The sequence below is a fragment of the Burkholderia sp. WP42 genome (assembly GCF_000745665.1).
Classification (GTDB): domain Bacteria; phylum Pseudomonadota; class Gammaproteobacteria; order Burkholderiales; family Burkholderiaceae; genus Burkholderia; species Burkholderia vietnamiensis.
Window position 1 is genome coordinate 142,770 of record NZ_JQJT01000024.1, and the last position, 13,506, is coordinate 156,275.

13 protein-coding genes are annotated in these 13,506 nt (G+C 66.9%); 11 read left to right on the forward strand and 2 right to left on the reverse strand.

From position 1 onward, the window contains the following. Positions 1–42 precede the first annotated feature (42 nt). The 6 genes from lapB to cysM all read left to right on the forward strand — a co-directional run bounded on the left by lapB (position 43) and on the right by cysM (position 6,249). A complete protein-coding gene (lapB, locus tag EX20_RS16620) occupies positions 43–1,215 on the forward strand; it encodes a lipopolysaccharide assembly protein LapB (RefSeq protein WP_034194142.1) in 1,173 nt (390 codons plus the stop codon). Positions 1,216–1,304: 89 nt separating this feature from the next. Then, positions 1,305–2,705: a UDP-glucose dehydrogenase family protein gene (locus EX20_RS16625; protein WP_011883830.1), complete on the forward strand. Its 1,401-nt coding sequence runs from the start codon at positions 1,305–1,307 to the stop codon at positions 2,703–2,705. A 7-nt stretch (positions 2,706–2,712) separates the two neighbouring features. Next, entirely contained in the window at positions 2,713–3,663 is a 951-nt protein-coding gene (rfaE1, locus tag EX20_RS16630; RefSeq protein WP_011883831.1) for a D-glycero-beta-D-manno-heptose-7-phosphate kinase, read from the forward strand. Between the two features lie 63 nt (positions 3,664–3,726). Further along, positions 3,727–4,719, forward strand: coding sequence for an ADP-glyceromanno-heptose 6-epimerase (gene rfaD, locus EX20_RS16635; protein WP_011883833.1), 993 nt, complete (start codon positions 3,727–3,729; stop codon positions 4,717–4,719). Between the two features lie 73 nt (positions 4,720–4,792). Then, the gene (locus tag EX20_RS16640; protein WP_034194143.1) at positions 4,793–5,140 is read left to right on the forward strand and encodes a ComEA family DNA-binding protein; all 348 of its coding nucleotides are present in this window, start codon (positions 4,793–4,795) and stop codon (positions 5,138–5,140) included. Between the two features lie 206 nt (positions 5,141–5,346). Continuing rightward, complete coding sequence (cysM, locus tag EX20_RS16645; protein ID WP_011883837.1) at positions 5,347–6,249, forward strand: cysteine synthase CysM; 903 nt, start codon at positions 5,347–5,349, stop codon at positions 6,247–6,249. An 81-nt stretch (positions 6,250–6,330) separates the two neighbouring features. Here cysM and mltB read toward each other — a convergent pair whose 3' ends face one another. Then, the gene (gene mltB, locus EX20_RS16650) at positions 6,331–7,554 is read right to left on the reverse strand and encodes a lytic murein transglycosylase B (protein ID WP_014722685.1); all 1,224 of its coding nucleotides are present in this window, start codon (positions 7,552–7,554) and stop codon (positions 6,331–6,333) included. Positions 7,555–7,724: 170 nt separating this feature from the next. On the opposite strand from mltB, the gene EX20_RS16655 reads away from it, so the two are divergent. Further along, positions 7,725–8,648: a histone deacetylase family protein gene (locus EX20_RS16655; RefSeq protein ID WP_011883840.1), complete on the forward strand. Its 924-nt coding sequence runs from the start codon at positions 7,725–7,727 to the stop codon at positions 8,646–8,648. A gap of 124 nt (positions 8,649–8,772) precedes the next feature. Here the strand turns inward: EX20_RS16655 and EX20_RS16660 are convergent, their stop codons facing one another. Continuing rightward, positions 8,773–9,702, reverse strand: a complete 930-nt coding sequence (locus EX20_RS16660; protein ID WP_034194144.1) for an alpha/beta hydrolase — start codon at positions 9,700–9,702, stop codon at positions 8,773–8,775. A 216-nt stretch (positions 9,703–9,918) separates the two neighbouring features. Between EX20_RS16660 and EX20_RS16665 the strand changes: the two genes are divergently transcribed. From EX20_RS16665 to EX20_RS16680, 4 genes are all read left to right on the forward strand, one after another. After that, on the forward strand, positions 9,919–10,953 hold the full coding sequence (locus EX20_RS16665; RefSeq protein ID WP_034194145.1) for a methionine ABC transporter ATP-binding protein: 1,035 nt from the start codon (positions 9,919–9,921) through the stop codon (positions 10,951–10,953). Further along, on the forward strand, positions 10,943–11,596 hold the full coding sequence (locus EX20_RS16670) for a methionine ABC transporter permease (protein WP_011883843.1): 654 nt from the start codon (positions 10,943–10,945) through the stop codon (positions 11,594–11,596). The genes EX20_RS16665 and EX20_RS16670 overlap by 11 nt, the downstream gene beginning before the upstream one ends. A 27-nt stretch (positions 11,597–11,623) precedes the next feature. Further along, on the forward strand, positions 11,624–12,418 hold the full coding sequence (locus EX20_RS16675; RefSeq protein WP_011883845.1) for a MetQ/NlpA family ABC transporter substrate-binding protein: 795 nt from the start codon (positions 11,624–11,626) through the stop codon (positions 12,416–12,418). 233 nt (positions 12,419–12,651) lie between these two features. Next, on the forward strand, positions 12,652–13,401 hold the full coding sequence (locus EX20_RS16680) for an electron transfer flavoprotein subunit beta/FixA family protein (protein WP_034194146.1): 750 nt from the start codon (positions 12,652–12,654) through the stop codon (positions 13,399–13,401). The last annotated feature ends 105 nt before the right edge of the window (positions 13,402–13,506 follow it).

Here is a 13,506-nt window from a genome sequence, read left to right on the forward strand (position 1 = left end):
CGCGAATTTCGCGCGGTTTTCGTCTCTGCTTCGATATCTCGCATGGATCTGGATTTCTGGTGGTTGCTCGCGATTCCCGTCGCGTTCGCGCTCGGATGGGCGGCGTCACGCTATGACCTGAAGAATCTCCTGTCGGAGAGCGCCAACCTGCCGCGCTCGTATTTTCGCGGCCTGAATTTTCTGTTGAACGAACAACCGGACAAGGCGATCGATGCGTTCATCGAGGTCGCCAAGCTCGACCCCGAGACGGTCGAGCTGCACTTCGCGCTCGGCAACCTGTTTCGCCGCCGCGGCGAGACGGACCGCGCGATCCGCGTCCACCAGAACCTGCTGAGCCGCACGGACCTGCCGGTGAACGAGCGCGACCACGCGCTGTACGAGCTCGGCCAGGACTTCCTGAAGGCCGGCCTGCTCGACCGGGCGGAGGAGGCGTTCCACCGCCTCGCCGACGGCGACTACGCGCTCGGTGCGCAGCGGGCGTTGCTGACGATCTACGAGATCGAAAAGGACTGGAACAAGTCGATCGACACCGCGCGACGCATCGAGTCGATGAGCGACAAGCCGCTCGGCATCGAAATCGCGCAGTTCCACTGCGAACTCGCGCAGGATGCGCTGCAGCGCAAGAACACCGCGGCGGCGGCCGAGCAGTTGAAGCTCGCGCTCGCGGCGAACCCGCAGAACGTGCGCGCGACGATCCTGTCGGGCGACGCGGCCGAAGCGGCCGGCGATCCCGCCGCCGCGATCGGTCACTGGAAGCGCGTCGAAACGCAGAACCCCGCCTACCTGCCGCTCGTCGCCGACAAGCTGATGAAGGCGTACATCGCGCTCGGCAAGCCGGTCGACGGCGCGGAGCTGCTGATGGGCTATGTCGATCGCTATCCGTCGAACGATCTGCTCGACATCGCGTATCAGCACATCGCGGGCATGCGCGGCCAGGACGCTGCGCACGCACTCGCGCGCGCGCAGATGGAGAAGTCGCCGAACCTGTCGGGCATGCTGCACCTGCTGGATGCGCAGATCGCCGCGGCCGACGAGCCGCGCCGTAAGGAGCTTGAAATGATGCGCGCGCTGATCCGGCAGCGCACCAAGAATCTGCCGCGCTATACGTGCCAGAATTGCGGTTTCCGGGCACGGCTCTTCTACTGGCAGTGCCCCGGTTGCAGCGGCTGGGAAACCTATGCGCCGCGGCGCGTCGAACCTGCGATGCCGGGCTGATCCCGGCGAGCGGCGCGACGCGTGGCGGTTGCCGCCGGCTTCGGCCGGGCGGCCAAGTTAGTCAATTACCGGGACGTACCGGAACATCTATGAAAATCACCATCATCGGCACCGGCTATGTCGGTCTTGTCACGGGTTCCTGTCTCGCGGAGATCGGCCACGACGTCTTCTGTCTCGATGTCGATCCGCGCAAGATCGAGATCCTGAACAACGGCGGGATGCCGATTCACGAACCGGGCCTGCTCGACATCATCGCGCGCAATCGCGCGGCAGGGCGGCTGCGTTTCTCGACCGACATCGAGGCGAGTGTCGCCCACGGCGAGATCCAGTTCATCGCGGTCGGCACGCCGCCCGACGAGGACGGCTCGGCCGACCTGCAATACGTGCTCGAGGCCGCGCGCAACATCGGCCGCCACATGACGGGCTTCAAGGTGATCGTCGACAAGTCGACGGTGCCGGTCGGCACCGCGCAGCGCGTGCGCGCGGTGGTCGACGACGCGCTCGCGGCCCGCGGGCTCGGCGGCAGCGTCGCGCATCGCTTCTCGGTCGTCTCCAATCCGGAATTCCTGAAGGAAGGCGCGGCCGTCGAAGATTTCATGCGGCCGGACCGGATCATCATCGGCGTCGACCACGACGAGACGGGCAGCGTGGCGCGCGAGAAGATGAAGAAGCTCTACGCGCCGTTCAACCGCAATCACGAGCGCACGATCTACATGGACGTGCGCTCGGCCGAATTCGCGAAGTACGCGGCGAACGCGATGCTCGCGACGCGCATCTCGTTCATGAACGAGATGTCGAATCTGGCCGACAAGGTCGGCGCCGACATCGAAGCGGTGCGGCGCGGGATCGGCTCCGATCCGCGGATCGGCTATCACTTCCTGTATGCGGGCGTCGGCTACGGCGGCTCGTGCTTCCCGAAGGACGTGCAGGCGCTGATCCGCACGGCCGGCGAGAACGGCCAGCCGCTGCGCATCCTGGAGGCCGTCGAGGCGGCCAACTCGGCGCAGAAGGACGTGCTGATCGGCAAGATCGAACAGCGCTTCGGCGCGGATCTGAGCGGCCGCACGTTCGCGGTGTGGGGCCTCGCGTTCAAGCCGAATACCGACGACATGCGCGAGGCGCCGAGCCGCCGGCTCATCGCCGCGCTGCTCGCGCGCGGCGCGACCGTGCGCGCGTATGACCCGGTCGCGATCGACGAGGCGCGCCGCGTGTTCGCGCTCGATTTCGAAGCAGGCGCCGACGCGCTCGCGCGTCTGCACTTCGTCGATACGCAGGATGCGGCGGTCGCCGGCGCGGATGCGCTCGTGATCGTCACCGAGTGGAAGGAATTCCGCAGTCCGGATTTCACGCGCCTGAAAGCGGAGCTGAAGGCGCCGGTGATCTTCGACGGGCGCAATCTGTACGAGCCGGATGCGATGGCCGAGATCGGCATCGACTACTACGCGATCGGACGCCCGTATGTCGACCCCCAAACCGTTTCCCGTGGGTGAGCGCACGATGAGTTCTCTTCGCGAAGTGGTGCCGGTCCCGCGCGCGCAGCTGGCGAAGTCGCGCGTGCTCGTCGTCGGCGACGTGATGCTCGACCGCTACTGGTTCGGCAACGTCGACCGCATTTCGCCGGAAGCGCCGGTGCCCGTCGTGCACGTGCAGCGTCAGGAAGAGCGGCTCGGCGGCGCGGCCAACGTCGCGCGCAACGTCGTGACGCTCGGCGCGCAGGCGGGGCTGCTGTGCGTGGTCGGCTGCGACGAACCGGGCGAGCGGATCGTCGAACTGCTGGCCAGCAGCGGCGTCACGCCGCATCTCGAACGCGACGCGGCGCTGCCGACGACCATCAAGCTGCGCGTGCTGGCACGCCAGCAGCAGCTGCTGCGCGTCGACTTCGAGGCGACGCCGACGCACGAAGTGCTGCTCGCGGGCCTCGCCCATTTCGACACGTTGCTGCCGCAGCACAACGTCGTGCTGATGTCGGACTACGCGAAGGGCGGTCTCACTCACGTGACGACGATGATCGAGCGCGCGCGCGCGGGCGGCAAACCGGTGCTCGTCGATCCGAAGGGCGACGACTGGGCGCGCTATCGCGGTGCATCGCTGATCACGCCGAATCGCGCGGAGCTGCGCGAAGTGATCGGGCACTGGAAGTCGGAGGACGATCTGCGCGAGCGGGTCGCGAAGCTGCGCGCGGAGCTCGACATCGACGCGCTGCTGCTCACGCGTTCCGAGGAGGGGATGACGCTCTTCTCGGCGGCGGGCGAGCTGCATGCGCCGGCGCTCGCGCGCGAGGTGTACGACGTATCGGGTGCGGGCGACACCGTGATCGCGACGGTCGCGACGATGCTCGGCGCCGGCGTGCCGCTCGTCGACGCCGTGGTGCTCGCGAACCGCGCGGCGGGGATCGTGGTCGGCAAGCTCGGCACGGCCACCGTCGACTACGACGAACTGTTTCATTGAGCGATCGCCGCGGCCCGACCGAGCGCCGCGCGATCGTCTCGTCATTTTTCAGGCAGGATGACCATGACCCTCATCGTCACCGGTGCAGCCGGTTTCATCGGCGCGAACATCGTCAAGGCGCTCAACGAGCGCGGCGAGTCGCGCATCATCGCGGTCGACAATCTGACGCGCGCGGACAAGTTCCGTAACCTCGTCGATTGCGAGATCGACGACTATCTCGACAAGACCGAATTCGTCGAACGCTTCGCGCGCGGCGATTTCGGCAAGGTGCGCGCGGTGTTCCACGAAGGCGCCTGTTCGGACACGATGGAAACCGACGGCCGCTACATGATGGACAACAACTTCCGCTACAGCCGCGCGGTGCTCGATGCGTGCCTCGCGCAGGGCGCGCAGTTCCTGTACGCGTCGTCGGCGGCGATCTACGGCGGCTCGACGCGCTTCGTCGAAGAGCGCGAGGTCGAGGCGCCGCTGAACGTGTACGGCTACTCGAAGTTCCTGTTCGACCAGGTGATCCGCCGCGTGCTGCCGAGCGCCAGGAGCCAGATCGCCGGGTTCCGCTACTTCAACGTGTACGGTCCGCGCGAGACGCACAAGGGGCGCATGGCGTCGGTGGCGTTCCACAACTTCAACCAGTTCCGCGCGGAAGGCAAGGTCAAGCTGTTCGGCGAGTACAACGGTTACGCGCCGGGCGAGCAGACGCGCGACTTCGTGTCGGTGGAAGACGTCGCGAAGGTCAACCTGTTCTTCTTCGATCATCCGGAGAAGTCGGGCATCTTCAATCTCGGCACGGGCCGCGCGCAGCCGTTCAACGACATCGCGTCGACGGTCGTCAATACGCTGCGTGCGCTCGACAACCTGCCGCCGCTCACGCTCGCGCAGCAGGTCGAGCAGGGCTTGATCGAATACGTGGCGTTCCCCGATGCGCTGCGCGGCAAGTACCAGTGCTTCACGCAGGCCGACCAGACGAAGCTGCGCGCGGCCGGCTACGACGCGCCGTTCCTGACGGTGCAGGAAGGTGTCGATCGCTACGTGCGTTGGCTGTCCGGCCAGGTTTAAGCGCGCGCGTCGCATCGCTAGACTGGGTCTCACGGTCGGCAGCCGCCGGCCGCTTTCATCGGAGATCCAGCACATGATCAGGAAATGGTTGGCCGCCGCGGCGCTGTCCGGCGTGATCGCGTCGGCCTGGGCGGCCGTCGACGTCAACACCGCGAACGAAAACGCGCTCGTCGGCATCAGGGGAATCGGCCCGGCGCGGGCCAAGGCGATTCTGGACGAACGCAGCGCACGTGGCCCGTTCAAGAGCGCGGACGACCTCGCATCGCGCGTGAAGGGAATGGGCGGCCATACGGTCGAGCGTCTTCAACAGGAGGGCTTGACCATCGGCGCGGCAGGCGCGGCCGGTGCGGGCACGGCTGCTGCCGGCAAGCCGGCAGCACCGAAGCCGGCCGCCGCGGCCGCCCGCACACCACAGAAGTAGCGCACGCGCCACCACAAGATCCTTCAGGCGCCGTCGTTGGACGGCTTCCCGCGGCATGCCGCGGGTTTTTTGCGTGGCCCGTCGCGCGTTGCGCGATCGCGCATCGCATCGCACCGGTATTCCATCGCCGCGAAGGGGTTGCCCGCGCGAGCGTCGGTGCTGGTTTACAATCGATCGATTGATCGGCCTCGCACTCACGGTATCCCATGGCTTACAAAACGATTGAAGACACGATCGGCAACACCCCGCTCGTGCAACTGGTCCGCCTGCCGGACGACGAGATTCGCGCGCGCAACAACGTCGTGCTCGCGAAGCTCGAAGGCAACAACCCGGCCGGCTCCGTGAAGGATCGTCCGGCGCTGTCGATGATCAGCAAGGCGGAAGCGCGCGGCCGTATCAAGCCGGGCGACACGCTGATCGAGGCGACGAGCGGCAACACGGGCATCGCGCTCGCGATGGCCGCTGCGATCCGCGGCTACAAGATGGTGCTGGTCATGCCGGAGGATCTGTCGGTCGAGCGCCGCCAGAGCATGGCCGCGTACGGCGCGGAAATCATCCTGACGCCGGTGAAGGGCGGCATGGAACTGGCGCGCGACCTCGCCGAGCAGATGCAGCGCGAAGGCAAGGGCGTGATCCTCGACCAGTTCGGCAACCCGGACAACCCCGTCGCGCATTACGAGTCGACCGGTCCGGAGATCTGGCGCGACACCGAAGGACGCGTCACGCACTTCGTGTCCGCGATGGGCACGACGGGCACGATCATGGGCACGTCGCGCTATCTGAAGGAGCAGAATCCGGCGATCGAGATCATCGGCGCGCAACCGGAAGACGGCTCGCGCATTCCGGGCATTCGCAAGTGGCCGGAAGCCTACATGCCGACGATCTTCGATCGCAGCCGCGTCGATCGCGTCGAGAACGTGAGCCAGGCCGCGTCCGAAACGATGGCGCGCCGGCTCGCGGCCGTCGAAGGCATTTTTGCCGGGATCTCGTCGGGCGGCGCCTGCGAAGTCGCGATGCGCATCGCGCGGCAGGTCGAGAACGCGACGATCGTGTTCATCGTCTGCGACCGCGGCGACCGTTACCTGTCGACCGGCGTGTTTCCTGCGTGATCGCGGCCCACGGCCGCACGCCGTCGAGCCGATGAAAAAAGCGCCGCATCGAGCGGCGCTTTTCGTTTGTGCGAACGCTGCTTATTGCGCAGACGGGTCCGTGTCGGCGGGCGGCAGCGGCAGTGCGCCGCTCGCCTCCATTTGCGCCTTCACCGCTTCGCCGAGCTGATACACGCTGAGCGCGTAGAAGAAGCTGCGGTTGTAGCGCGTCAGCACGTAGAAGTTCTTCAGCCCGAGCATGTACTCGGTCGCGTGTCCCGGCGACGGCAGGTCGACCACGGTGACCGGCGTACCGGCTTCGGTCGTGATGTTGACGGTCGGCTCGTTGAGCGTCATGCCGGCGCGCAGCAACTGCGACAGCGCCCAGTGCGGTTCGGGCTGACCGTCGGCGGCGGCTTGCGCGATGCCGAGGCTGCCGGTGTCCGGCGTGATCCGCCAGACCACCGGGCGATCGGTTTCCCAGCCGTGCTGCTTCAGGTAGTTCGCGACGCTGCCGATCGCGTCGGCAGGACTACTGCGCAGATCGACGTGGCCGCCGCCGTCGTAGTCGACCGCGTATTCGCGGATGCTGCTCGGCAGGAACTGCGGAATGCCGATCGCGCCCGTGTACGAGCCGAGCACGGTGGTCGGGTCGAGCTGGCTGTCGCGCGTCCAGACGAGGAAGTCCTCGAGGTTCTTGCGGAACGTCGCCTGGCGGCTGTCGCGATTCGGCGTGTCGGGATAATCGAACGTGAGCGTCGTCAGCGCATCGAGCACGCGGAAGTTGCCCATGTAGCGCCCGTAGATCGTTTCGACGCCGATGATGCCGACGATCACTTCGGGCGGCACGCCGAACTCTTGCGACGCGCGCTGCAGCGTCGCACGGTTCGCCTTCCAGAATTTCACGCCGGCATTGATGCGGATCGGCTCGATGAAGCGCGAACGATAAACGCGCCAATTCTTCACCGACGGCGTGGGCGCGGGCTTCACGAGCTTCACGGCGGTCGCCGAATAGCTGACGCGCGAGAACAGCGCATGCAGGCTCGCGGCATCGAAGCCGTCGCGGCTCACCATCTCGTCGATGAATGCATCGACCTTCGCGTTGTTCGCGTAGCGCTGCGGAACGATTTCTTCTTCGAAGGTCTGGCCTTGCGGCGCCGGCTGCTGCGGTTGGGCCTGCGCGACGAGCATGCCGGCGGGCTTCGTCGGCTGCGTCTGCGCGTGCGCGGGCGAGACCGCGGCCGTGGCGGCGAGCGCAGCGGCGACGAGTGGAGCGCGAACGTGCAACAGCGTGGAGAGAAGGGCGGCGGGCTTGCTGGAATTCATGTCGAAGCGGGCGGACAGGGCGGTGGGGTACGGTGCAGTATACCCGACGCATCCCGCGCGCCGGGACGTGGCGGCGCAGCGTTGTGGTAAGTTAGCGGCGAATTCGCGGCAAGACGATGGACATCATTGATGGAGACCTGCGGCGCACCCGACGCCGCGGATGACAGCTTATGGCAACCGCCTTCTATACGCACCCCGACTGCATGCTGCACGAGATGGGAGAGTGGCATCCGGAATGCCCGGCCCGCTTGTCGGCGATCCAGGATCAGCTGATCGCGAGCCGCATCGACGACCTGATCGTGCACGAATCCGCGCCGTTCGCGAGCGAGGTCGCGTTGGGTCGCGTGCATACGCAGGCTCATATCGACTACATCCGCAGCATGACGCCGGTCGACGGCTACGTCGAAATCGATCCCGACACGCTGATGAATCGCGACACCTGGCGCGCCGCGTTGCGCGCGGCCGGCGCCGCGATCGCGGCGACCGATGCGGTGATCGAGGGCCGCTACGCGAATGCGTTCTGCAGCGTGCGGCCGCCCGGTCATCACGCGGAGCCTGCGCGCGCGATGGGCTTTTGCTTCTTCAACAACGTGGCGATCGCCGCGCGGCACGCGCTCGACGTCCACGGCCTCGAACGTGTCGCGATCATCGATTTCGACGTGCATCATGGCAACGGCACCGAAGCGGCGTTCGCGAACGACGAGCGCGTGCTGATGTGCAGCTTCTTCCAGCATCCGTTGTACCCGTTCTCGGGCGCCGACCATCAGGCGCCGAACATGGTCAACCTGCCGATGCCCGCGCGCAGCAACGGGATGGCGGTGCGCGAAGCGGTCGACATGTTCTGGTTGCCGCGGCTCGATGCGTTCAAGCCGCAGATGGTGTTCGTGTCGGCCGGCTTCGACGCGCATCGCGAGGACGACATCGGCAATCTCGGGCTCGTCGAGGCCGATTTCGAATGGCTGACCGCGCAGATCGTCGAGGTCGCGCGCCGGCACGCGCAGGGCCGCATCGTCAGCTGCCTCGAGGGCGGCTACAACCTGTCGGCGCTCGGGCGCAGCGTCGTCGCGCATCTGCGCGCGCTCGCCGGCGTCTGACGCGCGCGGCGAGCTGCCGCGCATCGGCAAGCGGTCGCGGCTGCGCAGCTTGCCGGCCGCGACCGCGCCGCGCGACCTGCTCGGCTACCGGCGGGCGCAGCGCGTCCACGCAGCCCGCGCGACCTCAGCCGGCCGGCGCGTGCGCGTGAATCCACGCGATCAGCGCATCGATCACGCGCTCGCGCTCGAGATCATTCATCGTTTCGTGGAATCCGCCTTCGTAGAGCGTCAGCGTGCGATCGGGCGAGCCGACGTGCGCGCCGAACGCGCGGCTGCCGTCGGGTTCCGTCAGCTTGTCACTGGTGCCGTGATAGACGAGCACCGGCACGCGCAGCGAGCCGCGGCCGCGTTCGATGCGCGCCATCGCGTCGAGGAGTTCGGCGCCGGTGCGCGCGGGCACCGCGTCGTGGTGCACGAGCGGGTCGGCCCGATTGGCCGCGACGATCGCCGGATCGCGCGACAGCAGCGCCGCATCGATCCTGATCGCGGGGAAGCTCGGCCACACGCGGCTGATGAAGCGGCTCATCGCCAGCATCCAGCGCGGCACGTCGCGCCCTGGCGCGAGCGCCGGGCTCGACAGCACGAGGCCAGCGAGCGTGTGGCCACTGGCCGGCAGGCGTTCGATCGCATACAGCGCCGCAATGGCGCCGCCCATGCTGTGCCCCATCAGGAAGAGCGGCGTATTGCCGCGCGCGGCTTCGGCAACCAGCGCATCCGCGTCGTTCAGGTAATCGTCGAAGCGCTCGACCCACGCGCGCTTGCCCGGCGACCGGCCGTGCCCGCGCAGGTCGATCGCCAGCACCGAGATGCCCGCCGCGTTCAGCCGTGCTGCCAGCCGCTCGTAGCGCCCCGCATGTTCGGCGAGGCCGTGTACGAGCGCGACCGTCGCGCGCGGCGGCGCGCTGCCGTCCGCGGCCGGCCAGCGGTACAACGCCAGTTCGAGCCCGTCCGCGGTGCGCAGCCGGCCCATTCGCGCCGGGGGACACGCGGCCGGATCCCCGGCTGCGATGGCGGCTGCGGCGGCTGCAGTGTCGGGCGGCGTGATGGCGCTCATCTGGCGGTCTCCTTGTCAGTTGGCATGGGTATTCCGGATCATAGTCGCGGCCTTCGCGCAAGGGAGTCGCTGCGCGCCTCTAATTTCACTGGGTTATGAAAAGAGCGAAATTGATTATTAAGGGGAATGAGGTGTTTGCGGTAAAATCGCCGGCTATTCCAGATGCATCTGGCGGCTGACCGGCGACCCTCGCCTGCCGGCCGCCGTTTTGTTTACATGATCGAATTACGCAATCTGTCGCAGCGTTTTCCCGGGCCGTCCGGCTGGGTGGACGCATTGCACAACGTCAACCTGTCGATTCCGCAGGGCGAGGTGTTCGGCATCATCGGCCGCAGCGGCGCCGGCAAGAGCACGCTCGTGCGCACCATCAACCTGCTCACACGGCCTACCGAAGGCAACGTCGTCGTCGGCGGGCGCGATCTCACGGTGCTGCCGGCCGGCGCACTGCGCGAGGCGCGCCGCGAAATCGGCATGATCTTCCAGCACTTCAACCTGCTGTCGTCGCGCACGGTGTTCGACAACGTCGCGCTGCCGCTCGAACTGGCCGGCGCGAGCCGTGCCGAGATCGAAGCCGCCGTGCTGCCGCTGCTCGAGCTCGTCGGGCTGTCCGCGCAGAAAGACCGCTATCCGGCCCAGATCAGCGGCGGCCAGAAGCAGCGTGTCGGCATCGCGCGCGCGCTCGCGAGCAAGCCGAAGGTGCTGCTGTCGGACGAAGCGACGTCGGCGCTCGATCCCGAAACCACGCGTTCGATCCTCGATCTGCTCAAGCGCATCAACCGCGAGCTGGGCCTCACGATCGTGCTGATCACGCACCAGATGGAAGTGATCAAGCAGGTATGCGATCGCGTCGCGGTGCTCGACGCGGGCCGCGTGGTCGAGCAGGGGCGCGTGATCGACGTGTTCCTGCAACCGCATCACGAAGTGACGCGCGCGCTGATCGGCGACGTGATCGCGCAGGAGCTGCCGCCGGCGCTGAAGGCGCGCGTGGCCGAGCGGATGAAGACCGGCAGCGGGCATCTGTTGCGGCTCGCGTTCACCGGCACGGGCGTCGACCAGCCGATCCTGTCGGAAACGATCCGCCGCTACGAGCTCGATTTCAACATCCTGCACGGCCAGATCGACGAGATCCAGGGTCAGGCGTTCGGGTCGCTCGCCGTGCTCGCTGGCGGCGAGCCGGGCAAGGTCGGGCAGGCGCTCGCGTTCCTGCGCGAGCAAGGTGTCGTGGTAGAGGAGCTTTCGTATGTTGAGTGAGATGTTCGATATGTTCGTGCAGTCGTTCTGGGAGACGCTGATCATGGTCGGCATCTCCGGGGCGGTCGGTGCGCTCGTCGGGCTGCCGCTCGGCGTGCTGCTCTATCTGACCGACCGCCAGGGCGTGCTGCAGAACCTCGGCGTGAATCGCGTGCTCGGCGGCCTCGTCAACGCGGTGCGCTCGACGCCGTTCATCATTCTGCTGGTCGCGGTCATTCCATTTACGCGGCTCGTCACCGGCTCGTCGATCGGCACGGCCGCGGCCGTCGTCCCGCTGACGCTCGCGGCGGCGCCGTTCATTGCGCGGCTCGTCGAGACGGCGTTGCGCGAAGTCGATCGCGGGCTGATCGAGGCCGCGCAGTCGATGGGCGCGACGACGTCGCAGATCGTCTTCAAGGTGCTGCTGCCCGAGTCGCTGCCGGGCATTGTCGCGGGTCTGACGATCACGTTCGTGTCGCTGGTCGGCTATTCGGCGATGGCCGGCGCGATCGGCGGCGGCGGGCTCGGCGATCTCGGGATCCGCTACGGCTACCAGCGCTATCTGCCGGAAGTGATGTGGACGGTGGTCGCGATCCTCATCGTGTTCGTGCAGATCGTGCAATCGTTCGGCGACTGGCTCGTACGCCGGCTGAGCCACAAGTAAAAAGACCTTCATCCTTCGGGGGAGACGATGCAACGACGCTTCATGCTCAAGTTCGCGGCCGCCATTAGCGCGGCTGCACTGTTCGCGAGCGCGCATGCGCAGGCCGAAACGATCAAGGTCGGCGTGACGGGTGGCCCGCACGCGCAGATCATGGAATACGTGAAGAAGGTCGCGGCGCGAAGCGGCCTCGACATCCGCATCGTCGAATTCTCCGACTACGTGCAGCCGAACGCGGCGCTCGCCGCGGGCGACCTCGACGCGAACAGCTATCAGCACGACCCGTATCTGCAGGCGCAGGTGAAGGACCGTGGCTACAAGCTGATCAAGGTCGCGGATACCGTCACGTTCCCGATGGGCATCTACTCGAAGCGCGTGAAGTCGCTGGCCGAGCTGGCGCCCGGTGCGCGCGTCGCGGTACCGAACGATCCGACCAACGGCGGCCGCGCGCTGCTGCTGCTGCAGAAGCAGGGGCTGCTGAAGCTGCGCGCGGATGCGGGGCTGAAGGCGACGCCGCTCGACATCGTCGACAATCCGCGCAAGCTGAAGATCGTCGAGCTCGACGCGGCGCAGATCCCGCGCTCGCTCGGCGACGTCGACGCGGCCGCGATCAACACCAACTACGCGATGGAAGCCGGGTTGAAGCCGAAGCAGGACGCGATCGCGATCGAGGGCCCGAACGGTCCGTACGCGAACGTCCTCGCGATTCGCGAAGCCGACCGCGCGCGACCGTGGGTGGCGAAGCTCGTCGCGGCCTATCGGAGCCCGGAAGTGAAGCAATTCATCGAACAGAAGTTCGGCGGCGCGGTGATCGCCGCCTGGTAAGCAGTCAGCGCGAGATGCAGGGCGCGCCCGGTGCCGATTAGAGTCGATGATCCAAATCCCGGGCTTTGCGCCCGGGTTTTTTCTCTTTTAAAATAGAACGATCGTTCGCTATTACCGGCGCGCCGTCGAGGAGCGCTATCCTCGGCGGCCATGATGGGCCCGCTTGGCCGCGCAATCACGGGGCCTCGCTATAGAATGGCCTCTGGTCGTATTCGTAACTTTGGAGCGTGTGCATGAAAATCCTGGTGCCAGTGAAAAGAGTGGTCGATTACAACGTGAAGGTCCGCGTGAAGTCGGACAACACGGGCGTCGACATCGCGAACGTGAAGATGTCGATGAACCCGTTCGACGAAATCGCCGTTGAAGAAGCGGTGCGCCTGAAGGAAGCGGGCGTGGCGACCGAAGTGGTCGCGGTTTCGGTGGGCGTGACGCAGGCGCAGGAAACGCTGCGCACGGCGCTGGCGATCGGCGCGGACCGCGCGATCCTGGTCGAGTCGACCGACGGCGTCGAGCCGCTGGCCGTCGCGAAGATCCTGAAGGCGCTGGTCGACAAGGAGCAGCCGCAACTGGTGATCCTCGGCAAGCAGGCGATCGACGACGACTCGAACCAGACGGGCCAGATGCTGGCCGCGCTGGCAGGTCTGCCGCAGGCGACGTTCGCCTCGAAGGTCACGGTCGCCGATGGCAAGGCCACGGTCGCACGTGAAGTCGACGGCGGTGCGGAAACGCTGTCGCTGACGCTGCCGGCGGTCGTCACGACCGACCTGCGTCTGAACGAGCCGCGCTACGTGACGCTGCCGAACATCATGAAGGCGAAGAAGAAGCCGCTGGAAACGGTCAAGCCGGCAGACCTCGGCGTGGACGTGACGCCGCGTCTGAAGACGCTGAAGGTGGCCGAGCCGCCGAAGCGCGCGGCCGGCGTGAAGGTGCCGGACGTGAAGACGCTGGTCGAGAAGCTGAAGACCGAAGCCAAGGTGCTGTAAGAGGGAGCGGAAAGAAATGACGATTCTGGTGATTGCAGAACACGACAACGCGTCGATCAAGGCCGCGACGCTGAACACGGTCGCAGCGGCAGCGAAGATCGGCGG

Coding starts and splice junctions, on each gene's coding strand:
- lapB (WP_034194142.1), top strand. CDS start 43: ATGGATCTGGATTTCTGGTGGTTGCTCGCGATTCCCGTCGCGTTCGCG.
- EX20_RS16625 (WP_011883830.1), top strand. CDS start 1,305: ATGAAAATCACCATCATCGGCACCGGCTATGTCGGTCTTGTCACGGGT.
- rfaE1 (WP_011883831.1), top strand. CDS start 2,713: ATGAGTTCTCTTCGCGAAGTGGTGCCGGTCCCGCGCGCGCAGCTGGCG.
- rfaD (WP_011883833.1), top strand. CDS start 3,727: ATGACCCTCATCGTCACCGGTGCAGCCGGTTTCATCGGCGCGAACATC.
- EX20_RS16640 (WP_034194143.1), top strand. CDS start 4,793: ATGATCAGGAAATGGTTGGCCGCCGCGGCGCTGTCCGGCGTGATCGCG.
- cysM (WP_011883837.1), top strand. CDS start 5,347: ATGGCTTACAAAACGATTGAAGACACGATCGGCAACACCCCGCTCGTG.
- mltB (WP_014722685.1), bottom strand. CDS start 7,554: ATGAATTCCAGCAAGCCCGCCGCCCTTCTCTCCACGCTGTTGCACGTT.
- EX20_RS16655 (WP_011883840.1), top strand. CDS start 7,725: ATGGCAACCGCCTTCTATACGCACCCCGACTGCATGCTGCACGAGATG.
- EX20_RS16660 (WP_034194144.1), bottom strand. CDS start 9,702: ATGAGCGCCATCACGCCGCCCGACACTGCAGCCGCCGCAGCCGCCATC.
- EX20_RS16665 (WP_034194145.1), top strand. CDS start 9,919: ATGATCGAATTACGCAATCTGTCGCAGCGTTTTCCCGGGCCGTCCGGC.
- EX20_RS16670 (WP_011883843.1), top strand. CDS start 10,943: ATGTTGAGTGAGATGTTCGATATGTTCGTGCAGTCGTTCTGGGAGACG.
- EX20_RS16675 (WP_011883845.1), top strand. CDS start 11,624: ATGCAACGACGCTTCATGCTCAAGTTCGCGGCCGCCATTAGCGCGGCT.
- EX20_RS16680 (WP_034194146.1), top strand. CDS start 12,652: ATGAAAATCCTGGTGCCAGTGAAAAGAGTGGTCGATTACAACGTGAAG.